Here is a 25,575-nt window from a genome sequence, read left to right as displayed (position 1 = left end):
GGGCTAGTCCTCGTCCTCGTCGAGCTCGGCCTGGACGTCCGCCGGGATGTCGAAGTTCGAGTAGACGTTCTGCACGTCGTCGCTGTCCTCGAGCGCGTCGATGAGGCGGAAGACCTTGCGCGCGGTCTCGGCGTCGACCGGGACCTTGAGGCCGGGGACGAACTCCGCGTCGGCCGAGTCGTAGTCGATGCCGGCGTCCTGCAGCGCGGTGCGGGCCGCCACGAGGTCGGTCGCCTCGGTGATGACCTCGAAGCCACCGCCCTGGTCGATGACGTCCTCGACACCGGCGTCCAGCACGGCGGTCATGACGGTGTCCTCGTCGAGGCCGTCCGTCTTCGTGACCGAGATGACGCCCTTCCGCGAGAAGTTGTAGGCGACGCTGCCCGGGTCGGCCATGGTGCCGCCGTTGCGCGACATCGCGGTGCGGACCTCGGCAGCGGCCCGGTTCTTGTTGTCCGTCAGGCACTCGATGAGCATCGCGACGCCGTTCGGGCCGTAGCCCTCGTACATGATCGTCGTGTACTCGATCGACTCACCGGTCAGGCCGGCGCCGCGCTTGATGGCGCGGTCGATGTTGTCGTTCGGGACCGAGGTCTTCTTGGCCTTCTGCACGGCGTCGACGAGCGTCGGGTTGCCCGACAGGTCGGCGCCGCCCATCTTCGCGGCGACCTCGATGTTCTTGATGAGCTTCGCGAACGACTTGGCACGTCGTTGGTCGATGACGGCCTTCTTGTGCTTGGTCGTTGCCCACTTGGAATGCCCGGACACGGTGCTCCTTGCGTCTTTCGGAAAGTCCCGTCCAGCTTAGCGGCCGGGAGGCGCGGGTCATCGCCGCCGCGCTGCTCGGCGCCGCCGTCCCGCCCGCAAAACGCAACGTTGGCGGTTGCTCGCAGCGGAATGTCGCTGCGAGCAACCGCCGTGTTGCGTTTTGCGGGGTCATGCGGAGCGGACGAGGTCCAGGAAGCGGCGGTGGAAGCGGTCCTCACCCGCGACCTCGGGGTGGAAGGCGCTCGCGATCACGTTGCCCTGCTGCACCGCGACGACCTGACCGTCGGGCAGCGCTCCGAGCACCTCGACGCCGGGGCCGTGCTCCTCGACCACGGGCGCGCGGATGAACACCGCGTGGACCGGGGCGTCCCCGAGCGCCGGCATCGGGACGTCGATCTCGAACGAGTCGTTCTGACTGCCGAACGCGTTCCGGCGCACCGTGGTGTCGAGCACGTCGAGCGTCTGCTGCCCGGCGATCCCCTCGGTGATCCGCGAGGACAGCATGATCATCCCCGCGCAGGTGCCGTACGTCGGCAGACCCGCACGGATGGCATCGGCCAGCGGTTCGGCGACACCGAACGCACGGGACAGCTTGTCCATCACGCTCGACTCCCCGCCGGGGATGACCACGCCGTCGAGCGTCTCCACTTCCTCGGGGCGACGGAGCGGCACCACGTGGGCGCCGAGCTCCGTCAGCGAGGCGATGTGCTCACGGAAGTCGCCCTGCAGCGCGAGGACCCCGATGCGGGGCCGTGCGCCGCTCGTCGGACTACCAGCCACGCTCGGCGAGGCGGTGCGGCGCGGGGACGTCGGCGACGTTGATGCCGACCATCGCCTCACCCAGACCGCGGGACACCTCGGCGATGACCTTGGGGTCGTCGTGGAAGGTGGTCGCCTTGACGATCGCGGCGGCGCGCTTGGCCGGGTCGCCCGACTTGAAGATGCCGGAGCCGACGAACACGCCGTCCGCGCCGAGCTGCATCATCATCGCGGCGTCGGCCGGGGTCGCGACACCACCGGCGGTGAAGAGCACCACGGGGAGCTTACCGGTCTGGGCGACTTCCTTCACGACGTCGAACGGCGCCTGCAGTTCCTTCGCGGCGACGTAGAGCTCGTCTTCCTTGAGGTGGCGCAGCGCCGCGATCTCCTTGTTGATCGTGCGGATGTGCTTCGTCGCCTCGGACACGTCACCGGTGCCGGCCTCGCCCTTGGAACGGATCATCGCCGCGCCCTCGGTGATGCGACGGAGCGCCTCGCCGAGGTTGGTGGCGCCGCAGACGAAGGGGGTCGTGAAGTTCCACTTGTCGATGTGGTTGACGTAGTCGGCCGGCGAGAGGACCTCCGACTCGTCGATGTAGTCGACACCGAGCTCCTGCAGCACCTGGGCCTCGACGAAGTGGCCGATGCGCGCCTTCGCCATGACGGGGATCGACACGGCGGCGATGATCTCCTCGATCATCGAGGGGTCGGACATGCGCGCGACCCCACCCTGGGCGCGGATGTCGGCGGGGACGCGCTCGAGGGCCATGACGGCGGTGGCGCCGGCTTCCTCGGCGATGCGCGCCTGCTCGGCGTCGACGACGTCCATGATGACGCCGCCCTTGAGCATCTCCGCCAGGCCGCGCTTGACGCGGTCGGAGCCGGTGATCGAGGTGCCGGGGGTGCTCGGGGTGCTGCTGCTGTCGCTCATGATGCCGACAGTCTAGTGGTCCGACGGCCACCCCTCCGCGATGAGTCTCCGGCTCTCGCCGAGCAGCTGGGACAGCGACTTCGTGCGCGCGATGATCGGGAAGAAGTTCGCGTCCGACTGCCACCGCGGGACGATGTGCTGGTGCAGGTGCGCGGCCACGCCGGCTCCGGCTACCTCACCCTGGTTCATGCCGATGTTGAAGCCGTCGCAGTGCGAGACCGCGCGGAGGACCCGCATCGCGGTCTGGGTGAGCTCGCCGATCTCGCGGAGCTCCTCCGGCGTGGCCTCGTCGTAGAGCGGGACGTGCCGGTACGGGCAGACCAGCAGATGGCCGTTGTTGTACGGGAACAGGTTGAGCAGGACGTACGCGTGCTCGCCCCGAGCGACGATGAGGGCGTCCTCGTCGGACTTGTGCGGCGCCTCGCAGAACGGGCAGTCGTCGTCGTGCCCGCGGCCCTTCCCCTCGCGCCCGGCGTCGATGTACGCCATCCGGTGCGGGTTCCAGAGCCGTTGGAACGCGTCCGGAACCGCGGCACCCGTTGCGGCGTCCCGGATGACGAGCGGATCACCGTCGCCGTTCGCGGCGGACGCACCGGTGGCCCCGGGACCGACCACGTCGGAGACGTGACCGGTCCCGGGGACGTGCTCCGAGCCTCCCGGCCGCTGCTCGTCCATCAGACCTGCGCGCGCTCGCGGATCGCGGTGAGGATCCGTTCGACCGCCTCGTCGACCGGCACGCCGTTGTCCTGACGGCCGTCGCGGAAGCGGAACGACACCGCACCGGCATCGCGGTCGTCGCCACCGGCGATGAGCTGGAACGGCACCTTCTGCTTCGTGTGCGTGCGGATCTTCTTCTGCATGCGGTCGTCCGAGTGGTCCACCTCGGCACGCACCCCGTGCGACCGGAGCTTCGCGACGACCTCGTCGAGGTAGTCGCCGTACTCCGCCGCCACCGGGATCGCGACGACCTGCACCGGGGCGAGCCAGGCCGGGAAGGCGCCGGCGTAGTGCTCCGTGAGGACGCCGAAGAACCGCTCGATCGAGCCGAAGAGCGCGCGGTGGATCATCACGGGGCGCTGGCGCGTGCCGTCCGCCGCCGCGTACTCCAGGCCGAACCGCTCGGGCAGGTTGAAGTCGAGCTGCACCGTCGACATCTGCCAGGTGCGGCCGATGGCGTCCCGCGCCTGCACCGAGATCTTCGGTCCGTAGAACGCCGCACCGGCCGGGTCGGGCACGAGCTCGAGCCCGGACTCCTCGGCAACCTCGCGCAGGGTGTTCGTCGCCTCTTCCCAGACCGCGTCGTCGCCGACGTACTTCTCCGGGTCCTTCGTGGAGAGCTCGAGGTAGAAGTCGTCGAGCCCGTAGTCGCGCAGGAGGGAGAGCACGAACTGGAGCGTGGTGGTGAGCTCCTCCTTCATCTTCTCCTTCGTGGTGAAGATGTGCGCGTCGTCCTGGGTCATTCCCCGGACGCGGGTGAGTCCGTGGATCACGCCGGACTTCTCGTTGCGGTACACCGTGCCGAACTCGAACATGCGCAGCGGCAGGTCGCGGTAGGACCGCGCCTGCGACCGGTACGCGAGGATGTGCATCGGGCAGTTCATCGGCTTGAGGTAGTAGTCCGCGCCCTGCCGCGTGACGTTGCCGTCCTCGTCGCGGGCCTCGTCCATGTGCATGGCGGGGAACATGCCGTCCTTGTACCAGCCGAGGTGGCCCGACTGCTCGAACAGGTCGCCCTTGGTGATGTGGGGCGTGTAGACGAACGAGTACCCCTCCTGCTCGTGCCGACGGCGCGAGTAGTCCTCCATCTCGCGGCGGATGATGCCGCCCTTCGGGTGGAAGATCGCCAGGCCGGAACCGATCTCGTCCGGGAACGAGAACAGGTCGAGTTCGGCGCCGAGCTTGCGGTGATCGCGCTTCGCCGCCTCTTCCAGACGCACGAGGTACGCCTTGAGCTGGTCCTTGTCCGGCCACGCGGTGCCGTAGATCCGCTGCAGCTGCGGGTTCTTCTCCGAGCCGCGCCAGTAGGCGGCTGCGACGCGCATGAGCTTCGACGCGTTGCCGATGATGCGCGTGTGCGGGAGGTGCGGGCCGCGGCAGAGGTCCTGCCACACGACCTCCCCCGTCTTCGGGTCGACGTTCTCGTAGACCGTCAGTTCGCCGGCGCCGACCTCGACGCTCTCGCCGGAGTCGCCCTCGTCCGCAGCGCCCTTGAGGCCGATGAGCTCCTGCTTGTAGGGCTCCCCCGCCATGCGCTCGCGGGCCTCGTCGTCGGTGACGACCACGCGGCGGAAGCGCTGGGCCTGCCGGATGATCCGATCCATGTTCTTCTCGATCGCCTTGAGGTCTTCGGGGGTGAAGGGCTCGGCGACGTCGAAGTCGTAGTAGTAGCCGTCGGTGACGGGCGGCCCGATGCCGAGCTTGGCGTCGGGGTTGATCTGCTGCACGGCCTGCGCGAGCACGTGCGCCGCCGAGTGGCGGAGGATGTCGAGACCGTCCTGCTCGTCGAGCGTCACGGGCTCGACCAGGTCGCCGGCATCGACCGACGCCGCGAGGTCCTTGAGGGCGCCGCCGACGCGGATCGCCACGACGCCGCGCACGCCGTCGAAGAGCTCGGTGCCCGTCGTGGTCGTCGTCGCGGTGCGGGGCTCGGGTGCCTGGGGAAGCTCTGCGGGCGCGGGTGCGACTGACTCGGTCACGATGATGGGACTCCTCGATCGAATTGGTGCGTCAAGACTAGTGCGCGACGACGGGCGCGGTCGCTCACGCCGGGGCTCAGGCCGGTACGGCGCCGAGGGTCTGCACGGGCAGGCGCGGCTCGAGGCGTTCCCGGCCTGCGAGCCCGTCGAGTTCGAGCAGCGCGGCGAACCCGATGGCCTCGTAGCCGGCACGTTCGAGCAGCGTCACGGTGGCGGCCGCCGTCCCGCCCGTCGCGAGGACGTCGTCGACGACGAGCACGCGCGTACCCGCCGGCAGCTGGCCCGGGCGGAGCTCGAGCTCGGCCTCGCCGTACTCGAGCGCGTACTGCTCGCTGAGCACCTCGCCGGGCAGCTTCCCGGCCTTGCGGACGGTCAGCACGCCGACCTGGTGCTGCGCGGCGATCCCGCCGGCGAGGGCGAAGCCGCGTGCTTCGATGCCGGCGACCGCGGCGAACCCGTCACCGATGGCGAACGGTGCGGCGAGGGCCTCGCACACGCGGCCGAAGGCGACCGCGTCGGAGAACACCGGCGTGACGTCGCGGAACAGGATGCCCGGCGTGGGGAAGTCCGGGACGATGGCGGTCAGGCGTTCGACGAGTGCAGCTGCGGTTTCGGTCACTCGACAACGGTACGGGAGGCGCGGGGTGCGCCCGACGCGTCGGCCCGGTCCCCGACGGGGAGACCGGGCCGAACGGCGTCGGTCAGTGCCAGAGGTGCATCGCGGCGCTCTGGATCAGCCACTTGGCCTCTCGCGCCTCGCGCTCGCGTTCGAGTCGGAGGCGCGTTTCGTGGTCGACCGACGGACGCACGTGGTGGGTGCGCCGGCTCCAGATGATGAGGGAGATCCCGATGCGGAGCGCGATGCGGTCGGAGAGCGAGACCCGGCGACGCACCGCGCGGGTATCGGGAGGGCGGACTGTGGTCTTCGTGGACAAGGTGGTCCCCTTCAGGGCATGACGGAACTGCCCGGCACACGGGCAGGAGAGAACTGCCCGGCACACGGGCAGGAGAGATGAATGCGCGAGAATGCATTCCGCAGCCCGCGCGAGAATGCACGCGGGTGCGGTCAGGAATTGCTGCCGATACGAGGAGCGTCGCACCGACCACCGACATTCGCGGTCGCATTCCCGGACCCCGGATCGTCACCGTGGACGGTGACGATCGCGCGGGCGGGAAGCGCGACCGACGGAGGTGTCAGACCGTGCCCGGCGAGACGAACTCAGCGCGGGCGGGCCTGGACAGAGGTGTCGACAGAGGCGGGACGCTCCGTGTCAGCGGACCCGGATCGGGGTGCCGCCGAACACACGGATTCCACGGAACGGAGTCGTTGCGGTGATCATCATGGTCAGGCCCCCTCTCGGTCTCGTGCTGACGCGGTGTTGCTGCTCGTGAACACTATCCACACCGGCATTCCCCGCGCAACCCCTTTCTCGAGATCCGTCCGGAATTGCATTCCCGAACGGAATGACGGGCGCCGAGGACGCGGAAACGCCCCGGCGCTCGGGCACCGGGGCGTTCCGTGGGGCTGCGGTCAGACCGCGGCGGGGACCGCGACCGTCGCGCTCAGGCCACCGTCGACCACGTCGATCCGGACGGTGTCCCCGTCCGTCACGGCCTCGTCGACGACCAGGGTCGCGATGCGGTCGTCGACCTCGCGCTGGATGAGGCGACGCAGCGGCCGGGCGCCGTACTCGGGCTCGTACCCGTGCTCGGCGAGCCAGTCCACCGCGGTGTCGGCGACCGACAGCGTCATGCCCTGGGCGAGCAGGCGGAGCGCGGTGTCCTGCAGCAGCAGGGACACGATCGACCGCAGCTGCGAGCGGTCGAGCTTGCGGAACAGGACGATCTCGTCGATCCGGTTGATGAACTCCGGCCGCATCGACTCGCGCAGCTTGCCCATCACGCGAGCGCGCAGGTCCTCCTCCGAGTAACCGCCTTCCGCCGAGGCGGAGAACCCGAGCGCACCGGTGCGCGACGCGAGGAACTCGGAGCCGAGGTTCGACGTCATGATCACGACCGTGTTCCGGAAGTCGACCGTGCGGCCCTGCCCGTCGGTCAGGCGCCCGTCGTCGAGCACCTGCAGCAGCAGGTTGAACACGTCCGGGTGCGCCTTCTCGACCTCGTCGAGCAGCACCACCGAGTACGGGTTGCGGCGGACGCGCTCGGTGAGCTGCCCGGCCTCGTCGTAGCCGACGTACCCGGGAGGGGCACCGACCAGCCGCGACACGGTGTGACGTTCGCCGAACTCGCTCATGTCGAAGCGGAGCATCGCCGACTCGTCACCGAACAGCGACCCCGCCAGGGCCTTCGCGAGCTCGGTCTTGCCGACGCCGGTCGGGCCGAGGAACAGGAAGCTGCCCACCGGTCGGCGCGGGTCACCCATGCCGGTCCGGCTGCGCCGCACCGCGGTCGCGATGGCGCGCACGGCGTCGTCCTGGCCGACGACGCGCTCGTGGAGTTCGTCCTCGAGCCCGGCGAGCCGGGAGCGGTCGCCCTGCGTCAGGCGGGTCGCCGGGATGCCGGTGGCACGCGACACGACGGCCGCGATGTCCGCTTCGGTGATCGAGGTGCCCACCTCGTCCTGACGGGAGGCGCGTCCGGCGTCGGCGGAACCGGCGGCGGTGATCCGCGCCTCCAGTCCGTCGATCTCGTCGCGCAGGCGCGACGCTTCCTCGTAGTGCTCCTCCGCGACCGCCGCGTCCTTCGACGCGGTCAGCGTCGCGACCTGCGAGCGGAGCGCCTCGACGTCGACGTCGCCCGACAGGGCGAGGCGGCGGCGTGCACCGGCCTGGTCGATGAGGTCGATGGCCTTGTCCGGCAGGTGCCGGTCGGTGACGTAGCGGTGCGAGAGCTCGACCGCTGCGCGGAGCGCCTCCGGCGTGTACACGACGCCGTGGTGCTCGGCGTACCGCGGCGCGAGCCCGGTGAGGATGGCCACGGCGTCCTCGACGCCCGGCTCCCCCACGGTGACCGGCTGGAAGCGGCGCTCGAGTGCGGCGTCCTTCTCGATCCGGCGGTACTCGTTCAGCGTGGTCGCGCCGACCATGTGCAGGTCGCCGCGGGCCAGCCGGGGCTTGAGGATGTTGCCGGCGTCCATCGAACCGCCCTCGCCGCCACCACCGGCACCGACGACCGTGTGGAGCTCGTCGACGAACACGACGAGCTCGTCGGCGTGCGCCGCGATCTCGTCCATCGCCTTCGTCAGGCGCTCCTCGAAGTCACCCCGGTAGCGGGTGCCGGACAGCATCCCGGCGAGGTCGAGCGCCACGACCCGCTTGCCCTGGAGCAGCACGGGCACGTCGCCGTCGGCGATCCGCTGGGCGAGGCCCTCGACGATCGCGGTCTTGCCGACACCGGGTTCGCCGATGAGGACGGGGTTGTTCTTGGTCCGACGAAGGAGGATCTCGACCGTCTGCTCGATCTCCTCGGCGCGGCCGATCACGGGGTCGATGCGTCCGTCGCGGGCGCGCTCGGTGAGGTCGGTGCCGAACTGGTCGAGCGTCGGGGTGCCGGAGTCGCTGCGGGTCGCCGCGTCCTCGGTCGTGCCGGGCATGGGGCGCCCCTCTCGTGCTGCTGCCGCGGCCTGCTGGGCGTAGTCCTGCATGACCTGCGGGGTGACGCCGGCGCTCGCGAGCAGCTGCCCGGTGACGGTGTCCTGGTCCATGACGAGCGCGAAGAAGACGTGCTCGGGGTCGGTGTACGTGCTGCCGAAGCCGCGCGCGGCCTGGGTGGCCTCGAGCAGGATGCGCTGCGCCGTGCCGGTCAGCGCGGGGCGACCGGTCTGCTCGCCCCGGGGCTCGCGCGCCATCGGCAGGCGCTGCTCGATCTCCTCCGCGAGCTGGACGGGGTCGACCCCGGCCTGCCGGACGACCGCGGTGAACGGGTCGGTGCGGACGAGCACGTGCAGGATGTGCAGGGCGTCGATCTCGTGCTGACCCTGCTCCACGGCGTACTCGGCGGTGCGCTGGAGCAGCTCGTGGGTGCGACGGCTGAGCAGTCGCGTGATGTCGACCGGGCGTCCCAGCGGTACGGATCGCTGGGCCCCGGTCTCCTGTGCCGCGAGCAGACGCGCGAGGAACTCGTCGAACGAGTCGTTGCCGCCGGTCGGGCCGAACGTTGCTGGCAAAGGGACCTCCTGGGAACTTGAGTGCCTTCGACTCAATGCAACGCAGGAGGGGGTGGGTCATTCCCGGACCCGGAAAAAAGTTGCGGCGGCCCGACTCAAGCCCGCGCGATCGCCGCCGCGGTGGCCTCGGTGACCCGGACCAGGTCGGCGGGAGCCACCTCGATGTCGAAGCCCCGACGACCGCCGGACACGAAGATGCTCGGGTAGGCGAGCGCGGACTCGTCCACCACGGTTCGCAGCTTCGTCTTCTGGCCGACCGGGCTGATCCCGCCGACCACGTACCCGGTGCGCTTCTCGGCGAGGGCCGGGTCCGCCAGGGTGGCCTTCTTGCCGCCGACCGCAGCGGCGATGGCCTTGAGGTCGAGGCGGTTCGCCACCGGGACGATCGCCACGGCCAGGGAGCCGTCGACCGACACCACGAGGGTCTTGAACACCTGCTCCTCGCGGAGCCCGAGGGCCGCCGCCGCTTCCTCGCCGAAGTTCGTGGCGGTCTCGTGGTGCTCGTACACGTGCGGCGTGTACGGGACCCCGGCTCGCTCGAGGGCGACGGTCGCTGGGGTGCTCGGCGAACCTGCGGTCATGCGCACGATCCTGCCCTGACCAGCCACTTCCCGGACGACGGCGCGCGGGCGTTACCCTGAACGGACCATGACCGTCGTCGAGCTGCTCCTGCGCGTCACCGCAGCGCTGGTCCTCGGCGACCCCTCGGTTGGTGCCGTCCCGCTCCTCGCGGCGGCAGCGCTCGGCATCGGCGCCGTGGCCGTCGCGGTCCTCGTCGCCGCCGTCCTCGCGCTCGTGCTCGGCCTCCTGCCCGCACGGTCCACCGCGCCGACGGGTGCTCCGGCGGACCTGGTCACGCGGATCGCTTGGAGCCACCCCGACGCCGACGGACACGCCCGACCCCGGGCGCCGGGAGCGGTCGCACCGGCCTGACCACCGATCGGTGGCCGGGCCGCACACGCGACCCCTCCCACCGAACCGATCGGAACGTCATGGACCTCACCACCCTGCCCGTCATCGCGCCGCTGCTGCACGGCGGCGCCGAACTCGTCGCCGCGACCGCCGCGGCACTCTCCCCCGTCGTCGGCGGGCTCGCCGCCGCGATCGCCGTCGTCCTGCTCACGCTCGCGGTGCGTGCGCTGCTCGTCCCGCTCGCCGTCCTGCAGGTGCGGGCCGAGCGGGACCGCCGACGCCTCGCCCCGATGGTCGCGGAACTGCGCCAGCGGTACGGCCGCGATGCCGAACGCCTCCAGCGGGCGGTGCAGGAGCTCTACACCGACGAGAAGGTGTCCCCGCTCGCGGGCTGCCTGCCCCTGCTCGCCCAGGCCCCGGTGCTCTCGCTCGTGTACACCCTCTTCACGCACGCGTCGATCGGCGGGACGACGAACGCGCTGCTCCGAGCCACGCTCGCCGGGGTCCCGCTCGGGCACTCCCTCGTGGTGACGCTGACCTCGCCCCTGTGGATGCACGCGTGGGTCGTCGTGCTGCTGCTCGTGGTGCTCGCGATCGTGGTCGAACTCGCCCGGCGAGCGAACGCCCACTGGAACCCGGCGGCGGCACCCGACCCGGCCGTGCCGGGAGCGGCGGTCACCGCGGCGATCGGACGGTTCGCGCCGTTCGTCACGGTGGTGTTCGCCGCGATCGCGCCGCTCGCCGCCGCGCTGTACGTCGTCACGAGCGCCGCGTGGACGCTCGGCGAGCGTGCGGTGCTCCGACGCGTGCTCCGGTAGCGGGGGCGGTGCCCGCACGCAGCGGGCGCGGTCAGCCGCCCTGGCCCTCCTGCTGGGGCCCCTGGTCGACGGGGTCGTACTCGGTGCCGCGCCCCTGCTCCTCGTCCGGGAGCGGCACGTGGCGCTCGGTGCCCGCGCCGCCAGGGTTCGTCGCGACGTAGTCGGCCTCGCCGGACTGCGCGTCGTGGCTCAGCGGCTCGAGGGTCTCGGGATCGGGATCGCGCTTGTCGGTCATCTCCCCCGTCTACGCCCTCGAACTGGACGGGCACGGACGGCATGCCGGTGGGACGATGAGGTCGATCAGTGCGACCGGATCGGGAGTGCGCATGGCCGACGACGACGTGGCAGCGGAGCGAGCACGGCTCGAGTCGCTCGCGTGGGGTGGTGCGGCGTCCGAGGCGGAGGCGGCCCGGGCGCGCGTCGCGCTCGAACACCTCGCGCACCGCCGTCACCCTGGTTCCAGGACGGCCCGGTCTGGAGGCGCGACCCTCGTCACCCCGCGGGTCCCGTCGCCCGCGCGGTCGGCTCCCACCCCCGCGGGCACGTCGTCCGCGCCGGTCCCGGTGATCCCGGTGCTCCCGGAGGACGACCCGGCGGCGCGGCACGACGGGGAACCGCACCACGAGGCGGAGGTGACCGGGGACGGCGGGGACGCGCCGCGCCTCCAGGCGGCCCCTGCGGGATGGCGGACGCGCGTCGGCCGCGCGCTCTGGACCACGAGGCCGCGCGTCTGGATCGGCCTCGGCGTGGCGGCGGCGGTCGGGGTGGCGTTCGCTGCCGGGACCGTCGTCGGCACCTCGCGGCCGGAGCAGGCGGCGGCGCCGAGCGTGTCGCCGAGCGCGGGCACCGTCACGCTCGAGGACCTGCTCGACGCACCGCAGACCTACGCGGACCAGCTGCCGGGGCCGGTGGAGGCGCCGGTGAGCCTGCGGACGACGCGGCTCATCTTCACCAACCGCGCACTGGACGGCGGCTCGCTCGACACCCCGTGGAGCGTCTGGGCCGGGGTCGGGACCGACCGGTCGACCATCTGCCTGGTCGCGACGGCGAACCGCATCGAGTCGACGTCGGCCTGCTACCCGCGGACGGACGCCCTGCACGGCTCCGTCTCGCTGTCGGCGCAGTCGATGAGCGGAACGCTCACGCTGAACCTGCGCGGCGGTGGCGTCCAGGGCACGGTGACCAACGAGAACTGATCGGGAATGCCCTCACCGGACGTGCGTTGGAGCGCTCCGAGGAGATTCACGGTGAACCCTCTCGCGCTCCGCCGACGCACCGTGCAAGACTGGAAGAGCGCACTCGCCGTGGAGTCGTACACATCACCCACACCACGATCCACACCACCCGTGAGCGCGCATCGCCGTCCGGCACCGTCCGGACATCCGTCGTCGTGACGTCGTCACCAACGTGCGCTCCACCGTTCCCCGGAGGAGGTCAGCAGCGTGTCCACCAACACCACCACCACCTCGGCCGTGTCCATGAACACGCGGCCGATCACCGTCACCGGCCAGTCGGTCGTCGGCATCGCCGTCCTCGGCCTCGCGACGTTCTTCGCCATCACGACCGAGCTCATGCCGGTCGGGCTGCTCGGCACGATGAGCGCCGACCTCGGCGTGTCCGAGTCGACGATGGGCTTCGTCGTCACCGTGTACGCCGCGGCGGTGGCGATCCTGGCGCTCCCGCTGACCTCGCTGACCGCGCGGCTCCCCCGGAAGACCGTCCTCGTGGCGACCCTCGTCGGGTACACGGTGTCCAACGTGATGATCGCGCTCGCGCCGTCGTTCGCGGTGGTCTGCGCCGGACGGGTCGTCGGCGGTGTGGCGCACGCGCTGTTCTTCTCGGTCGCGTCGGCGTACGCGACCAGGATCGTGCCGCCGCGTCTCGCCGGCCGGGCGATCGCGTTCGTGTACTCGGGCAGCTCGCTCGGGTTCGTCATCGGTGTGCCCGTGGCGACCTGGGTCGCGCAGTCCATCGGCTGGCGCCCCGCGGTCGGTGCCGTCGCCGTGGCCGCCGCCGCCCTCGCCGTCGTCGCACTGCTGTTCCTGCCGAGCGTCCGCGGGGCCTCGTCGCCCCACATCGGGTCGCCGAAGGCCTGGGCCCGCACCGGCCTGCTCTCCGTCGTGGTGGCCGACCTGCTCCTCTTCGCCGGGCACTACATCGTCTACACGTACATCGGCCCGTACGCCATCGACGCCGGGCTCGACGCCGACATGGTGAGCGGTGCGCTGCTCGTCCTCGGCGGCACCGGTGTCGTCGGGCTCTGGCTCGCCGGTGTGTTCGTCGACCGCGCGCCCCGGCAGACGCTGCTCGCGGCCGTCGCCGTGATGGCCGCCGCGTTCGCCGTGCTGCCGTTCGTGCACGGCTCCCTGCTCGGCACGATGGCCGTCGCCGGCGTGTGGATGGCGGCGAACGGCACGACCGGCACGCTGTTCATGGCGGCCGCGATCCGCACCGGGGGCGTCTCCCCGGACATCGCGGGGGCGCTCATCAACGGTGCCTCCAACATCGGCATCGCGGGCGGCGCCGCGATCGGCGGCCAGGCGCTCGGAGCGGTCGGGCTGCAGTTCATGCCGTTCGCCGGCGCCGCGGTGCTGCTCGGCTCGCTCGGGGTGGTCCTCGCGGCGCGTCGAGGCTTCCCGGTGCACTCGCACGTGCAGGAGCACCTGTCGACGTCCTCGATGGAGGCGATCACGTCGTCGCTGGCGGTCGTCACGACCTCGGTGCCGGTCGTGTCGCGGGCGATCCAGACCCTCACGGGCTCCGTCGTCGTGGCCACGGCCTCGGTGCCCACGCGTCGCCGCCGCTGACCCGAGGCGTCGGGGTCCGCGGGCGCGGCCGGCGAACACGAGGGGCGGGTCCGGCAGCGCCGGGCCCGCCCCTTCGCCGTGTCGTCAGTCCTGCAGGTGGGACGTCCGCCGACGGTTGCGCACCGCGCGGAACGTCAGCAGTCCGGCGCCGAGGAGCACGAGCACGCCCGCCGCGATGAGCCCCGGGGTCAGGTCGGCACCGGTGTAGGCCAGCGCCCCACCGGTCGTCGAGCCGCCGTCCGAGGCCACGGGCGTCGTCCCGGAGCCGCCCCCGGCCGACGCGGATGCCGAGGGGGTCGGCGACGGGGGCGGGGTGACCACCGCGGCCGGCACGGTGATGGCCAGTGCCGTGGCCGTGCCGCTCTCCGGCGTGGTGATCGTCAGCGGGTCCGCGCCGTCGACCTCGACGGTGTACTCCGAGGTGGGCGCGAGGCCGGTGAGGTCGAACGTGCCGTCCGCCCGGGTCGTGGTCCGCACCGGCGCGCCGGCGTCCGCGTCGGTCGGGGTCGCGACGACGTCGATGCCCGCGACCGGGACGCCGTTCGACTCGGTCACCGTGCCCGGCTGGTCGACGGTGATGACGGCCGGCGCGGCGGGGGTCGCGAACGGCAGGTCGGACTGGGCGGTCCCGCCGGCGGTGGCGGTGACCCCCGTGTTCGAGGTCGCTCCCGTCGCACCGGGCGTCGGCACCGTGGTCCGCACCGAGTACGTCCCCGCGACCGTCGAGAAGGTGTACCGGCCGTCCGCGTCGGTGGTCGTCGACGCCACGACGGTGTCGCCGTCGAGCAGGTCCACGACGTGTCCGGCGGGGACGGGTGATCCGTCCAGGCTGACCACACCGGTCACGGTCGCGACGACCGACGGCGGGGCCACGATGGCGTCGATCGGCGTCGGGGCGTCGCCGGCGTCGCCCGTGGTGATCGCCGTCGGGACTCCCCCGCCGACGGAGACCTCGAGTCCGGTGCCCGGCGGGAGGTCCGACCCGGTGTAGACGCCGTCGCTGTTCGTCGTGGTGTCGACGAGCGTCGTGCCGCCCACGTCGGTGATGACCACGGGGACGTTCGACGCCGGGTGTCCGGCTGCGTCGGTCACGGTGCCGATCACCGAGACCGTGCCGGCAGGCGTGGTGAACGGGAAGTCGACGACCTGGTCGACCCCTCCGGGCGCGGTCGCGGACGCCAGCGAGACCCCGGTCCGTGCAGACGTCCCAGCGGCGCTCGGCGGGGGTGTGATCTCGACCCGGTAGTTGGCGATCACCGGCAGACTCGGGAACGAGTACGTGCCGTCCGCAGCCGTCGTGGTGGTGTACACCGTGCCGCGCGGAGCAGTCACGGTCACCGTCGCGCCCGGGATCGGTGTGCCGTCGAGCGTCGCCGTGCCGGTGATCGCCGCGGTGCGGTTCGCGAACCAGGTCTGGTAGACGGGGAAGCCACTGCGCTGCTGGTACGTGATCGTCAGGCTCGTGAGCGACGCGGTCGGCGTGAACCAGGCGGTCGCGCCCGAAGTGTCGTTCGCCGCCGCGTTCCCCGTGAGGGTGCGCGTCGCCGCGTCCCAGGTCGGGGCGTCCTGACCCGCGGGGACGCCACCCGGGTCGGCGGGGCAGGACCAACCGCCCGGCGAGACGGACGAGCAGGAGTTGTACGAGCCCTGGTACCCGAGGTCCGCTGCCGTCGCAGCGCCGCCGCCCTGCACCGTCGCCGCGATGGTGGCCTGGTCGGCGTCGATGTCGCCGAGCACGAACGACCAGCTGCCGTTGCCGGGCGTGGGATCGGCGAAGGTGTAGGTCGTGGTCGATGCGGCGGCGGCGCTGGGCGAGTCCGCGTTGGGGCGCTGGTTGATGTAGGTGTTGTTGCGGCTGGAGCCGTACGCCGCCCCGGGACCGGTCGAGGGGCCCTGCCACGTCGAGGCACCGCTGATCACGGTGGACTGGCGGGAGTCCGAGGTGAACGTGGTGTCCGGGAACCCGGGCAGCGTCATCGTGCCCGTGTAGTCCCTGCTCGATCCGCTGAGTGTGAAGGTGCCCCAGTGCCCGGCCGGTGCCGCGGACGCGCTCGTGGCGCCCCCGATCGCCAGACCCGCACCGAGGACGATCCCGGTCAACCCCGCGGTGACCGCGCGCCGACGCTGCATGCGAAACTCCCCTGCTCCGAGCGTCGCCTCACTGCAACGCGCGCTCAGGCTAGCCACAGAACGCGGCGGAGGTCCACGACGAGATGCGAACGTGATGCGGGACGGTCGCGATCACGACGGCAGCAGCTCCACCAGGGCGTCCAGTGCGCTCACCTGCCCGGCGACCACCATCGTCCGCGCCTCGTCGACCGGCACCCACCGCGCGTCGTCGACCTCCGGCACGTCGACGAACCGCCCGGACCCCCGCGGGACCTCGAGTCGGACCGTGTTCGACCGGACGGCGTCGACCGTGAACCCGGGCGCCTCGAGCGCGAAGACCCGCACGCGCTTCCCGGACGCCTGCCGGTGCTCGCCGAGGTCCGTGACCGGCCCCTCCGGCGCCGGCGCACCGATCTCCTCCGCGAACTCCCGCCGCGCGGTGGCGAGCGGCTCCTCGGAACCCTCGACCAGGCCCTTCGGGATCGACCACGCCCGCGGGCGCCTGCGCCAGAACGGACCGCCCATGTGCGCGATCCACACCTGCACCCCGGCAGCGTCGACCCGGTACAGCAGGAGTCCCGCGCTCAGCACCACGCCCCGAGGCTACGCACGTCGTGCGGGAGTAGTTTGCAACCCGAGGAGCGCCATGACGACGCCCCGGAGGACCCCGGACGAGGAGGTCGATCGGGATGGACGAACGGTGGACGACGGTCACGCTGGCCGCCGACGCGGCGAAGCCGCACGAGGAAGCCCTGCGCTGGGTCGCCGCGCGGCTCGGCCCGGACATCGACCGCGTCCGGGTGATCGGGGTCGACCCGGCGATCGAGGGGCGCACCGGCCCGGACGGCAGGCCCGTGGCCGACGTCGTGGCGGACGCCGCGCGCGAGGCGCTGCCGGACGCCCGGATCGAGGTCCGGCGTCACGCCGGGCCCTTCGCAGCAGCCCTGGTCGAGGAGTCCGACGACGGCGACCTGCTCGTCATCGGCACCTTCCGGAGCCGCCGCGGGTCCACCGCCGGCGGGGACCCGGCACGCGTCGCCGAGCGCGCCGCGGTGCCGACGGTCGTCGTCCCCGACGGGCCGCACCCGATCGACGGGGACGTCGTCCTCGCGGTCGAGGACCCCGTCGACGAACGGGCCGTCGCGATCGCGGTCGACGAGGCCCGCCGCCGGCACCGCCGCGTGACCCTGCTCCGGGCATGGGAGATGCCGGTGCTGACCCGCACGGGGCTGACCGACTTCGCCGAGGAGCCGATGCGCTGGCGCACCCGCAACGCCGAACTCCTGCAACGCGTGACGGCCGAACTCACCGCGCGCCACCCGGACGTCCGCTTCCACCCGCTGCTCGTCGAGGGACACCCCGGGCACGCCATCGCCTCGCACACCCGCCGGGCGTCGCTCGTGGTGCTCGGCCTCGGACACGTGAAGGCGATGTCGGGGTCCGTCCTGCACGACGTCCTGCGCGAGACGGCATCGCCCGTGTGCGTCGTCCCCCCGGCGGCGCACAGCGAGCCGGTCGGCGTCAGCGCCTGACGTGAACGACCCCGACGGCCCGTGCCTGGACCGTCAGCCGACGAGGTCTCGCGTCGCCGCCGCCACGCGCTTGGTGAGGTACGCGACACCGCGCATGTTCGGGTGCAGCGCCCCCGGTTCCAGGTCGATGCGACGGAGGTCGCCCGCGCCGTCGAGGGACACACCCGAGACGTAGGGCTTCGTCGTGGCGCACGCCGAGTGTGCCTCGGTGCTCGAGAACACGTCGACGAACCGGACCCCGGCGGCGCGGGCAGCCGACTCCGACACGTCGTTGAGCGCCGCCTGCACCCCGTGCAGGTACCGGACGTCGGTGTTCGTGAAGGGGTACGAGTTCGACGGGAACGAGCCGGTGAGCGTGCCGAGGTCGAGCGCCGACCGGAAGCAGCCGCCCTTCGGGGTGTGATCGGCGTCGGGGAAGATCGCCGGGTAGCCGAGGAACACGATCACCGCGTTCGGCGCTGCCCGCTTCACCGCGGCCAGGGTGTCGGCGATGCCGAGTGCGACGCGTGACTGAATCTTCACGCCGAGCTGGTCCTCGCCGTCCTGCACGAGCGTGCTCCGGCACGACGGTGCATCGCGTCCGGAGAACACCGGGCCCTTCGCGGAGAGCGCGAGGCACGACGCCGCGGTGCCGAACAGGTCGGCGTCGTTCCCACCGATCGTCAGGGTCACCAGCCGCGTCCGCGCGGACAGGGAGCGGATCTGCGGCGGCACGCCCTTGAACTGGTGCCCGCTCGTGACGTCCTCGCTCGTCGCTCCACCGCAGGTGACGTCCGTCAGCGCGAGACCGAACCGCGCCGCGATCCGGTGGGGGTAGTCCTGCCCGGACTGGCCGCACGCAGCGGTCGGCAGCCGCGTCGGGTCGGAGAGCCCGTATCCGGCGGAGTAGGAGTCGCCCAGTGCGACGTACTCGCTGCCGGCGGGCAGGCCGGCGAGGGCCTCCTGCGGGTCGGTGCTCGACGGGTACGGCGCCGGGACCGGCCACATCGGCGCCGCCGTCGCGGTGCCGCCCCCCACGAGCGACCCCGCGAGCACGACGAGCGCCGCCGCCGCGGCGAGCAGCGTCGAACGGACAGAACGGATCAGGGTCGGCCTCCGGGGACGGGTCGGACCGACCAGGCTAGTGGGTCCGTCCTCAGCGTCGGCCGAGTCGGCGCTCTCCCCCGCTGCCGGTGCGGTACTCGAGTCCGTAGTGCTGGTAGATCTCCGGCTCGAGTCCGGCGTCGAGCTCCCCGTCGGTCGAGATCGTCGGGGCGTCCTTCACGAGCTTCTTCGGGTACGCGACACGGAGGTGCTTCGGCGCGACGAGTGCACCCACGAGCGGCACGAACAGGAGCTTCTGGAACCCGACGAGCCCGGTCGTCACCGCCCCGAAGGCCGGCTCCGAGGTCGCCGTGTCGTAGTAGATGCTCTCGAGCGTGCCGACCTTGTCGTCGGTCTCGTCGACGACCGGCAGGCCGATCCAGTCCCGGATGTTCGCGGCTTCGAACACGTGCGCCTCCTCGTGAGCACCCGGCGCCTCCGGGCGGCTCCCGGCCGACGCTACCGGCCGACGAGTCCCCCGGTCACAGCCGTGCCGGCGCCGTTCGCGGACGTCGTCACACCCAGTCCGTCGACGGCGGACAGCACGTCCGCCACGCCGACCGCGAGCAGCGCCGGATCCGGGTCCTCGGCGAAGACGTCACCGCGGCGCACCGAGGCGTCGGTCAGCACCACGTGCGGTCCGGATGCCGGCGGCCCCCAGGCCTCGGGCGGAGCGGGACCGAACACGACGACCGACGGGATCCCGTACGCCGAGGCCAGGTGGGCGGCGCCCGTGTCGACCGTGACGACGAGCCGGGCCGCGGCGATCACGCCCGCGAACTCCTGCAGCCCCAGGGAACCGGCCAGCACCGCCTCCGGCGCCAGCCCGGCCGCCTGCGCGACGGCGGCGGCGCGCTCGACGTCGTCCGCGCCTCCCGTCAGGACGACGTCGAGACCGCGCTCGCGCAACCCGCGCACCACGTCGCCGAAGCGGTCCGTCGGCCAGTGCCGCGCACCGTGGAAGGCCCCGACGTGCACGACCGCGGCACCGTCCACGGCCGGAGGACCGGCCGGCCGTGCGATCGCGACGTCCTCCGGGTCGGCGGCGATGCCGTGCCACTCGAGCAGACGCGTCCAGCGCTCCCGTTCGTGCCCGCCCTCGGGCCAGGCGGGACCGTCGAAGCCGTGCGACGGATCCGCGTGACCGATCACCCGTCGGGCACCGAGGGCGGCGACGAGGTCGGACGACTCGGGTCCGGCCCCGTGCAGGTTCACCGCGACGTCGACCGTCCCCGCGCGGGCCCCGATCGGGTGGTCGAGTCCGTGCTGGGCGAGGTGCACGTCGACGTCGGGCACGAGCTCGACGACGGGCGCGAGCCACGCGGTGGTCGCGAGGGTGATGCGGTGGTCCGGGAAGGCGCGGCGGAGCGCGTGCAGGGCCGGTACGGCGACGAGCAGGTCGCCGAGCTTGATGGCGCGGAGCACGAGCAGCTCGGGGCGCCCGTCGGACGGGGGCATGGTGTCGACGGCGGTCACCGCGCCGACGCTAGCCCCCGGACCCGGGGAGCGCGCTCGACGGGGCTTCCTGCGGGCGCGCCGGGAGCCGGCCCGGTATCCATGGAGCATGGCTCTCGCACCGGACCGCGTCATCCGCGGCCTGCTCTTCGACCGTGACGACACCCTCGTCATCGACGTCCCGTACAACGCCGACCCGCACCGTGTCGTGCCGGTCCCCGGGGCGCACCGTGCGGTCGAGCGCGCTCGCGCCGCGGGGCTGCTGCTCGGGGTCGTCACGAACCAGTCGGCCGTGGCGAAGGGCATGGCGACCCGGGAACAGGTCGACGCCACGAACGCGCGCGTCGACGAACTCGTCGGACCGTTCGACGTGTGGTGCGTCTGCCCGCACGACGCCGGCGACGGGTGCGGGTGCCGGAAACCACGACCCGGGATGGTGCTCGAGGCGGCCGACCGGCTCGGGGTGGCGCCGGAGGACCTCGTCGTCGTCGGGGACATCGGCGCGGACGTCGGAGCGGCGCTGGCCGCCGGCGCGCAGGCCGTCATGGTGCCGACGCCGCGTACCCGGCAGGAGGAGGTGGACGCGGCGCCCACGGTCGCCGCCACCCTCGACGAGGCCGTCGCGCTCGTGCTCGCGCACGTCGACGCGGTGCTCTCGTGAACGACACCGTGCCGCCGCGAGTCCTCGTCGTCCGGCTCGACTCCTTCGGCGACGTCCTGGTCGCCGGACCCGCCGTCCGCGCCGTCGCCGCCGGGGCGTCCCACGTGACGATGCTGTGCGGTCCGCAGGGGTCCCCGGCCGCCGACCTCCTGCCCGGCGTCGACCGGGTGCGGGTCTGGGCGGCCCCGTGGGTGACCGAGACCGCCCGGCCGATCGACGACGCGCTGCTCGGCGAGTTCCGGGCACTCGTCACCGAGGTGCAGCCCGACGAGGCCGTCGTCCTCACGTCGTTCCACCAGTCGCCCCTGCCGGTCGCACTGCTGCTCCGGCTCGCCGGCGTCCCGCGCATCACCGGTGCCTCGGTGGACCACCCCGGTTCGCTCCTGGACGTCCGGTTGCGCCCAGGCGAGGACCTGCCGGAGGAACTCCCCGAACCGGAGCGCGCGCTGCGGATCGCCGAGGCGGCCGGGTTCCGCCTGCCCCCGGGGGATGCCGGGAGGCTCGACGTGCGTCTCGACGCCGAGCCGCCGGCCGCCGTGGCCGGTCTGGGCAGGTACGTGGTCGTGCACCCCGGCGCGAGCGTCCCGGCGCGCTCGTGGCCGGAGACCCACCACCGTGCGCTCGTCGCCGCCTACGCGGAACGCGGGATCCCGGTCGTCGTCACGGGATCGCCCGGCGAGGTGGCGCTCACCGCGTCGGTCGCCGGGGACACCGGCATCGACCTCGGCGGACGGACGAACCCCGCCGAACTCGCCGCGGTGCTGGCGGCCGCCGAGGTCGTCGTCGTCGGCAACACCGGGCCGGCGCACCTCGCCGCCGCCGTCGGAGCCCCCGTCGTGAGCCTGTTCTCCCCCGTGGTCCCCGCGGTCAAGTGGGCGCCGTACGGCCCGCTCGTCGAACTGCTCGGCGACCAGGGCGCCGCGTGCCGCCTCAGCCGCGCCCGCGAGTGTCCCGTCCCCGGGCATCCGTGCCTGTCCACCGTGCGTGTCGAGGACGTCCTCGCAGCCCACGACCGGCTCCTCGACCGCGCTTCGCGGATGGAGCACAGAAGTCTGCGGAGAGCATCAGAAGCTCCTGCGTAGCGTGCGCCACTGCTTCTCCTTCTCCTCCTGCTCCCGACCCCGACGAAAGGCCCTGCATGCGGATCCTCGTGTGGCACGTGCACGGCGGCTGGATGGACGCCTTCGTCCGCGGCCCGCACGAGTACCTCATCCCGACCACCCCGGCGCGCGACGCCTGGGGACTCGGTCGCGGCGGACGTGACTGGCCCGTCTCCGCGATCGAGATCGACCCCGCGGCGATCGCCGAGGCCGAGGTCGACGTGGTGGTCCTGCAGCGCACCGAGGAGTTCGACGAGGCACGGCGTCTGCTCGGCGGCCGGGACGTGCCGATGGTGTTCGTCGAGCACAACGCGCCCCGGGCCGACGTGCCGAACAGCCTGCACCCCTTCCGGGACCGGGACGACATGACGATCGCGCACGTGACGCACTGGAACGCCCTCATGTGGGACTGCGGGTCCACCCGGACCACCGTCGTCGAGCACGGCGTCGTCGATCCCGGGCCGATCTACACCGGGACCCTCGACCGCTTCGGTGTCGTCATCAACGAACCCGTCCGGCGGAACCGCGTCGTCGGCACCGACCTGCTCCCCCGGTTCGCCGCCGTGGCCCCGGTCGACGTGTGGGGCATGGGCACCGACCGGCTGCCGGAGCTCGGCTTCGGCGACCGCGTGGTCGCCCGCGGCGACGTGCCCGCCGACCCGATGCACGCCGCGCTCGCCCAGCGACGCGCCTACGTGCACCCGAACCGCTGGACGTCCCTCGGCCTCTCCCTCATCGAGGCGATGCACATGGCCATGCCGGTGCTCGTGCTCGCCACCACGGACGCGGCCCGCACGGTGCCCGGCGAGGCCGGCGCGATCGCGACGGACGTCGACGAGCTGGTGCGGGCCTCCAGGACGCTGCTCGAGGACCCCGAGGAGGCGCGACGACGGGGTGCCGTCGCCCGTGAGGCCGCGCTGGCGCGGCACGCGCTCGGCCGGTTCACCGCCGACTGGGACGACCTGCTCGACGACGCCGTCACACGTGGCGGGCGTGGAAAGCGGGGAGCGCGCGAGGCGCGGGGGAACCGAGCGGCGGGAGCCGCACTCGAAGGGAGTCTGCGATGAAGATCGCGATGGTGTCCGAGCACGCGAGCCCGCTCGCCGTGCTCGGCGGAGTCGACGCAGGTGGGCAGAACGTCCACGTGGCGGAACTGTCCGGGGCGCTCGCCGACCGCGGCCACGAGGTCACCGTGTACACGCGGCGCGACGACGCCGCACAGCCCGTGCGGGTGCTGCTCCGGCCCGGGGTCGAGGTCGTGCACGTCGACGCCGGTCCGGCCCGCGCGGTGCCGAAGGACGAGCTCTTCCCGTACATGGGCACGTTCGCGTCGGTGCTGGCCGCCGAGTGGTTCGTCGACCGGCCCGACGTCGTGCACGGGCACTTCTGGATGTCCGGCCACGCCGCGCTCGAGGCGGTCGCCCAGGTGCAGGCCCGCACCGGCGGCGTCCGCATCCCCGTCGTGCAGACCTTCCACGCGCTCGGCGTCGTGAAGCGCCGACACCAGGGCGCCGCGGACACCAGCCCCGCCGAGCGCGAGTGGATCGAGCCCGCCGTCGGGCGGAGCGTCGACCAGGTCGTGGCGACGTGCTCGGACGAGGCCTTCGAGCTCAAGTCGCTCGGCGTTCCGCTGCACCGCATCTCGGTCGTCCCCTGCGGGGTCGACACCTCGCTCTTCCGGCCCGACGGCCCGGTCGAGGACCGGACGCGTCCGTTCCGGGTGCTCTCCGCCTCGCGACTCGTCCGGCGCAAGGGCGTCGGGACGACCATCGCGGCGCTCGCCGAGCTCGTCCACGCCGGACGCGACGTCGAGCTCGTCGTGGTGGGCGGGGCCGGCGTCGCCGGTGCCGACCTCCCCGACGACCCCGAGTACCAGCGGCTCGACGCCCTCGCCCGGTCGCTCGGCGTCCGGGACCACGTGACCTTCCGCGGCCAGCTCGGACAGCGCGACATGCCCGCCGTGTACCGGAGCGCCGACGTCGTCGTGTGCGCCCCGTGGTACGAGCCGTTCGGGATCGTGCCCCTCGAGGCGATGGCGTGCGGTCGACCGGTCGTCGCGTCGAGCGTCGGCGGTCTGATCGACACCGTCGTCGAGGACGCGACGGGGCTGCACGTCCCGCCGCGCGACGAGCGGGCGGTCGCCGCGGCGGTCGGGGCGCTGCTCGACGACCCGGAGCGGCGCGAGGCCTACGGCCGTGCCGGACGGGAACGTGCCGAGGCCCGCTACACGTGGCAGAAGGTCGCGGCGGACAGCGAGCGCGTCTACGAACGTCTCCTCGCCGGGACCGGCGCGGTCACCGCCACCCCGGCGACCGCCCGCCCCCGCACCACCCACGCCGGCCGGGTCGCCCGTGCCGCGCAGTCGACGGAGAGGACAGCACGATGACCATCGACCAGCAGACCGGGGTCGACGAGCACACCACCACCGGGAGCGCGCGGGTCGTCCTCGACCACGTCGCCGCGTCCGTGCCGGTCATCGCGTCCCTCGTCGACCACAAGGACCACATCGCGGACTGGGCGGACGACATCGCCGCGCGGCTCGTCGCCGGCCGACGGCTGCTCGCCGCGGGCAACGGCGGGTCCGCCGCCGAGGCGCAGCACCTCACGTCCGAGCTGACGGGTCGCTTCCAGGACGACCGGCCCGCGTACTCGGCGATCTCCCTGCACGCCGAGACCTCGGCCGTGACCGCCATCGGGAACGACTACGGGTACGACGAGGTGTTCGCCCGTCAGGTGTCGGCGCACGCCCGCGCCGGTGACGTCGTCGTCCTGCTGTCCACGAGCGGGAAGAGCCCGAACCTCCTCCGCGCCGCCGCGGCCGCCCGCGCCGTCGGGGCCCGGGCGATCGCGATGACCGGCCCGCGCCCGAACCCCCTCGCCGAGGCGGTCGACGACGCGATCTGCATCGACGGTCCCTCCGCGAACGTGCAGGAGGCGCAGCTCGTGCTCGTGCACGCGCTGTGCCGCGCGATGGAGCCCGCCCTCCGCGGCGGCCGGGGCGGCCGCCGATGAGCCGCGGCACCGAGCGGCTCCGCATCGCGGTCGTCGGCGACACCCTGCTGGACGTGGACGTCTCGGGCACGAGCGAACGGCTCAGCCCGGACGCCCCCGTGCCCGTGGTCGACGTCCGGACCGACGACCACCGTGCCGGCGGGGCCGGTCTCGTGGCGACGATGCTCGCGCGCGACGGTCACGACGTCACCCTCGTCACGGTGCTGAGCGACGACGCCCGGGCCACCGAGATCCGCGACCTGCTGCCGGACGTCACGGTCGTCGCCGGTCCGTCCGGGGTCCCGACGCCGGTGAAGACCCGCGTGCGCGTCGTCGACCACGCCCTCGTCCGGATCGACGAGGGCTGCGGCACCCCGCCCGTGCCCGAGACCACCGACGCGATGAGCGCCGCGCTCGGGGACGTCGACGCGGTCGTCGTCGCCGACTACGGCCGCGGGGTGGCCGCGGCACCGAGCCTGCGCGAAGCGATCGGCCGGGCCGCGGAGCGCGTGCCCGTCGTCTGGGACCCGCACCCCAAGGGCGCCGAGCCGGTGCCAGGGATCGCCGTGGCCACGCCGAACGCTGCCGAGGCCAAGGGGTTCACGGGCCTGAGCGGCCAGGGCGTGCCCTTCGCGACCGAGGCCGCCGAGGCCCTCCTCGAGCGCTGGCACGTCGACGCCGTCGCCGTCACGCTCGGCGACCGGGGTGCACTGGTCGCCGACGGCCGCACGGGCAACCGGTTCGTCCCCGCACCGTCGGTGACCGCCGGCGACCCCTGCGGCGCCGGCGACCGGCTCGCCGCGAGCGTCGCCGTCGCCCTCGCCGCC

The 25,575-nt window shown here is 72.9% G+C and carries 26 protein-coding genes; 11 read left to right on the top strand and 15 right to left on the bottom strand.

Going from position 1 to position 25,575, the window contains the following annotated elements:
• Positions 1-3: 3 nt before the first annotated feature.
• From HP507_RS04200 to ybaK, 9 genes are all read right to left on the bottom strand, one after another.
• Positions 4-768 carry a YebC/PmpR family DNA-binding transcriptional regulator gene (locus HP507_RS04200; protein WP_175350596.1) on the bottom strand — a complete coding sequence of 255 codons (765 nt, stop codon included), beginning with the start codon at positions 766-768 and terminating at the stop codon, positions 4-6.
• 168 nt (positions 769-936) lie between these two features.
• Positions 937-1,548, bottom strand: coding sequence for a pyridoxal 5'-phosphate synthase glutaminase subunit PdxT (gene pdxT, locus HP507_RS04195; RefSeq protein ID WP_175350595.1), 612 nt, complete (start codon positions 1,546-1,548; stop codon positions 937-939).
• Positions 1,538-2,458, bottom strand: coding sequence for a pyridoxal 5'-phosphate synthase lyase subunit PdxS (gene pdxS, locus HP507_RS04190; protein ID WP_175350594.1), 921 nt, complete (start codon positions 2,456-2,458; stop codon positions 1,538-1,540). Before pdxS ends, pdxT begins: the two co-directional genes overlap by 11 nt.
• Before the next feature lie 12 nt (positions 2,459-2,470).
• Positions 2,471-3,133 (bottom strand): HIT family protein, encoded by a 663-nt coding sequence (locus HP507_RS04185; RefSeq protein WP_175350593.1) that lies wholly within the window; start codon positions 3,131-3,133, stop codon positions 2,471-2,473.
• Entirely contained in the window at positions 3,133-5,154 is a 2,022-nt protein-coding gene (gene thrS, locus HP507_RS04180; RefSeq protein WP_175350592.1) for a threonine--tRNA ligase, read from the bottom strand. The genes HP507_RS04185 and thrS overlap by 1 nt, the downstream gene beginning before the upstream one ends.
• Positions 5,155-5,230: 76 nt before the next feature.
• A complete protein-coding gene (locus HP507_RS04175; protein ID WP_175350591.1) occupies positions 5,231-5,773 on the bottom strand; it encodes an adenine phosphoribosyltransferase in 543 nt (180 codons plus the stop codon).
• An 82-nt stretch (positions 5,774-5,855) separates the two neighbouring features.
• Entirely contained in the window at positions 5,856-6,089 is a 234-nt protein-coding gene (locus HP507_RS04170) for a hypothetical protein (protein WP_175350590.1), read from the bottom strand.
• 596 nt (positions 6,090-6,685) lie between these two features.
• Entirely contained in the window at positions 6,686-9,280 is a 2,595-nt protein-coding gene (locus tag HP507_RS04165) for an ATP-dependent Clp protease ATP-binding subunit (protein ID WP_175350589.1), read from the bottom strand.
• Positions 9,281-9,375: 95 nt separating this feature from the next.
• Positions 9,376-9,861: a Cys-tRNA(Pro) deacylase gene (ybaK, locus tag HP507_RS04160; RefSeq protein WP_175350588.1), complete on the bottom strand. Its 486-nt coding sequence runs from the start codon at positions 9,859-9,861 to the stop codon at positions 9,376-9,378.
• A 67-nt stretch (positions 9,862-9,928) separates the two neighbouring features.
• On the opposite strand from ybaK, the gene HP507_RS04155 reads away from it, so the two are divergent.
• On the top strand, positions 9,929-10,213 hold the full coding sequence (locus tag HP507_RS04155) for a DUF6412 domain-containing protein (protein WP_175350587.1): 285 nt from the start codon (positions 9,929-9,931) through the stop codon (positions 10,211-10,213).
• A 59-nt stretch (positions 10,214-10,272) separates the two neighbouring features.
• Entirely contained in the window at positions 10,273-11,010 is a 738-nt protein-coding gene (locus tag HP507_RS04150; RefSeq protein ID WP_175350586.1) for a YidC/Oxa1 family membrane protein insertase, read from the top strand.
• A 31-nt stretch (positions 11,011-11,041) separates the two neighbouring features.
• Here the strand turns inward: HP507_RS04150 and HP507_RS04145 are convergent, their stop codons facing one another.
• Positions 11,042-11,245, bottom strand: a complete 204-nt coding sequence (locus tag HP507_RS04145) for a hypothetical protein (protein WP_175350585.1) — start codon at positions 11,243-11,245, stop codon at positions 11,042-11,044.
• Between the two features lie 91 nt (positions 11,246-11,336).
• On the opposite strand from HP507_RS04145, the gene HP507_RS04140 reads away from it, so the two are divergent.
• Positions 11,337-12,206 (top strand): hypothetical protein, encoded by an 870-nt coding sequence (locus tag HP507_RS04140; RefSeq protein WP_175350584.1) that lies wholly within the window; start codon positions 11,337-11,339, stop codon positions 12,204-12,206.
• A gap of 246 nt (positions 12,207-12,452) precedes the next feature.
• Positions 12,453-13,817 (top strand): MFS transporter, encoded by a 1,365-nt coding sequence (locus HP507_RS04135; protein ID WP_175350583.1) that lies wholly within the window; start codon positions 12,453-12,455, stop codon positions 13,815-13,817.
• A gap of 84 nt (positions 13,818-13,901) precedes the next feature.
• On the opposite strand, the gene HP507_RS04130 is transcribed toward HP507_RS04135, so the two are convergent.
• Both HP507_RS04130 and HP507_RS04125 read right to left on the bottom strand, forming a co-directional pair.
• On the bottom strand, positions 13,902-15,947 hold the full coding sequence (locus HP507_RS04130; RefSeq protein WP_175350582.1) for an MSCRAMM family protein: 2,046 nt from the start codon (positions 15,945-15,947) through the stop codon (positions 13,902-13,904).
• Positions 15,948-16,058: 111 nt separating this feature from the next.
• The gene (locus HP507_RS04125) at positions 16,059-16,520 is read right to left on the bottom strand and encodes an NUDIX hydrolase (RefSeq protein WP_175350581.1); all 462 of its coding nucleotides are present in this window, start codon (positions 16,518-16,520) and stop codon (positions 16,059-16,061) included.
• Positions 16,521-16,615: 95 nt separating this feature from the next.
• Between HP507_RS04125 and HP507_RS04120 the strand changes: the two genes are divergently transcribed.
• The gene (locus HP507_RS04120) at positions 16,616-17,458 is read left to right on the top strand and encodes a universal stress protein (protein WP_175350580.1); all 843 of its coding nucleotides are present in this window, start codon (positions 16,616-16,618) and stop codon (positions 17,456-17,458) included.
• Positions 17,459-17,491: 33 nt separating this feature from the next.
• Here the strand turns inward: HP507_RS04120 and HP507_RS04115 are convergent, their stop codons facing one another.
• The 3 genes from HP507_RS04115 to HP507_RS04105 all read right to left on the bottom strand — a co-directional run bounded on the left by HP507_RS04115 (position 17,492) and on the right by HP507_RS04105 (position 19,999).
• On the bottom strand, positions 17,492-18,475 hold the full coding sequence (locus HP507_RS04115) for an SGNH/GDSL hydrolase family protein (RefSeq protein ID WP_175350579.1): 984 nt from the start codon (positions 18,473-18,475) through the stop codon (positions 17,492-17,494).
• A gap of 118 nt (positions 18,476-18,593) precedes the next feature.
• On the bottom strand, positions 18,594-18,950 hold the full coding sequence (locus HP507_RS04110) for a PRC-barrel domain-containing protein (protein WP_175350578.1): 357 nt from the start codon (positions 18,948-18,950) through the stop codon (positions 18,594-18,596).
• Between the two features lie 50 nt (positions 18,951-19,000).
• Positions 19,001-19,999, bottom strand: a complete 999-nt coding sequence (locus HP507_RS04105) for a glycosyltransferase family 9 protein (protein ID WP_175350655.1) — start codon at positions 19,997-19,999, stop codon at positions 19,001-19,003.
• A gap of 106 nt (positions 20,000-20,105) precedes the next feature.
• On the opposite strand from HP507_RS04105, the gene HP507_RS04100 reads away from it, so the two are divergent.
• From HP507_RS04100 to HP507_RS04075, 6 genes are all read left to right on the top strand, one after another.
• Positions 20,106-20,657 carry a D-glycero-alpha-D-manno-heptose-1,7-bisphosphate 7-phosphatase gene (locus HP507_RS04100; protein WP_175350577.1) on the top strand — a complete coding sequence of 184 codons (552 nt, stop codon included), beginning with the start codon at positions 20,106-20,108 and terminating at the stop codon, positions 20,655-20,657.
• Positions 20,654-21,739 carry a glycosyltransferase family 9 protein gene (locus HP507_RS04095; RefSeq protein ID WP_271207022.1) on the top strand — a complete coding sequence of 362 codons (1,086 nt, stop codon included), beginning with the start codon at positions 20,654-20,656 and terminating at the stop codon, positions 21,737-21,739. The genes HP507_RS04100 and HP507_RS04095 overlap by 4 nt, the downstream gene beginning before the upstream one ends.
• Positions 21,740-21,795: 56 nt before the next feature.
• Positions 21,796-22,824 (top strand): glycosyltransferase, encoded by a 1,029-nt coding sequence (locus HP507_RS04090; protein WP_175350576.1) that lies wholly within the window; start codon positions 21,796-21,798, stop codon positions 22,822-22,824.
• Entirely contained in the window at positions 22,821-24,143 is a 1,323-nt protein-coding gene (locus tag HP507_RS04085) for a glycosyltransferase (protein WP_175350575.1), read from the top strand. The genes HP507_RS04090 and HP507_RS04085 overlap by 4 nt, the downstream gene beginning before the upstream one ends.
• Positions 24,140-24,769 (top strand): D-sedoheptulose-7-phosphate isomerase, encoded by a 630-nt coding sequence (locus tag HP507_RS04080; RefSeq protein WP_175350574.1) that lies wholly within the window; start codon positions 24,140-24,142, stop codon positions 24,767-24,769. Before HP507_RS04085 ends, HP507_RS04080 begins: the two co-directional genes overlap by 4 nt.
• Positions 24,766-25,575, top strand: an 810-nt coding sequence (locus tag HP507_RS04075) for a bifunctional heptose 7-phosphate kinase/heptose 1-phosphate adenyltransferase (RefSeq protein ID WP_254700924.1), incomplete at its 3' end; no start/stop codon positions are given. The genes HP507_RS04080 and HP507_RS04075, both read left to right, overlap by 4 nt.

The sequence above is a fragment of the Curtobacterium pusillum genome, from assembly GCF_013359865.1.
Taxonomy (GTDB): domain Bacteria; phylum Actinomycetota; class Actinomycetes; order Actinomycetales; family Microbacteriaceae; genus Curtobacterium; species Curtobacterium pusillum.
This window is presented reverse-complemented; position numbering and strand designations above follow the sequence as displayed.

What these genes read in the sequence shown, in the direction of transcription:
- pdxS (WP_175350594.1), bottom strand. Translation starts at nt 2,458, where the DNA reads ATGAGCGACAGCAGCAGCACCCCGAGCACCCCCGGCACCTCGATCACC.
- HP507_RS04185 (WP_175350593.1), bottom strand. Translation starts at nt 3,133, where the DNA reads ATGGACGAGCAGCGGCCGGGAGGCTCGGAGCACGTCCCCGGGACCGGT.
- ybaK (WP_175350588.1), bottom strand. Translation starts at nt 9,861, where the DNA reads ATGACCGCAGGTTCGCCGAGCACCCCAGCGACCGTCGCCCTCGAGCGA.
- HP507_RS04155 (WP_175350587.1), top strand. Translation starts at nt 9,929, where the DNA reads ATGACCGTCGTCGAGCTGCTCCTGCGCGTCACCGCAGCGCTGGTCCTC.
- HP507_RS04150 (WP_175350586.1), top strand. Translation starts at nt 10,273, where the DNA reads ATGGACCTCACCACCCTGCCCGTCATCGCGCCGCTGCTGCACGGCGGC.
- HP507_RS04145 (WP_175350585.1), bottom strand. Translation starts at nt 11,245, where the DNA reads ATGACCGACAAGCGCGATCCCGATCCCGAGACCCTCGAGCCGCTGAGC.
- HP507_RS04140 (WP_175350584.1), top strand. Translation starts at nt 11,337, where the DNA reads ATGGCCGACGACGACGTGGCAGCGGAGCGAGCACGGCTCGAGTCGCTC.
- HP507_RS04130 (WP_175350582.1), bottom strand. Translation starts at nt 15,947, where the DNA reads ATGCAGCGTCGGCGCGCGGTCACCGCGGGGTTGACCGGGATCGTCCTC.
- HP507_RS04120 (WP_175350580.1), top strand. Translation starts at nt 16,616, where the DNA reads ATGGACGAACGGTGGACGACGGTCACGCTGGCCGCCGACGCGGCGAAG.
- HP507_RS04105 (WP_175350655.1), bottom strand. Translation starts at nt 19,999, where the DNA reads ATGCCCCCGTCCGACGGGCGCCCCGAGCTGCTCGTGCTCCGCGCCATC.
- HP507_RS04100 (WP_175350577.1), top strand. Translation starts at nt 20,106, where the DNA reads ATGGCTCTCGCACCGGACCGCGTCATCCGCGGCCTGCTCTTCGACCGT.
- HP507_RS04090 (WP_175350576.1), top strand. Translation starts at nt 21,796, where the DNA reads ATGCGGATCCTCGTGTGGCACGTGCACGGCGGCTGGATGGACGCCTTC.
- HP507_RS04085 (WP_175350575.1), top strand. Translation starts at nt 22,821, where the DNA reads ATGAAGATCGCGATGGTGTCCGAGCACGCGAGCCCGCTCGCCGTGCTC.
- HP507_RS04080 (WP_175350574.1), top strand. Translation starts at nt 24,140, where the DNA reads ATGACCATCGACCAGCAGACCGGGGTCGACGAGCACACCACCACCGGG.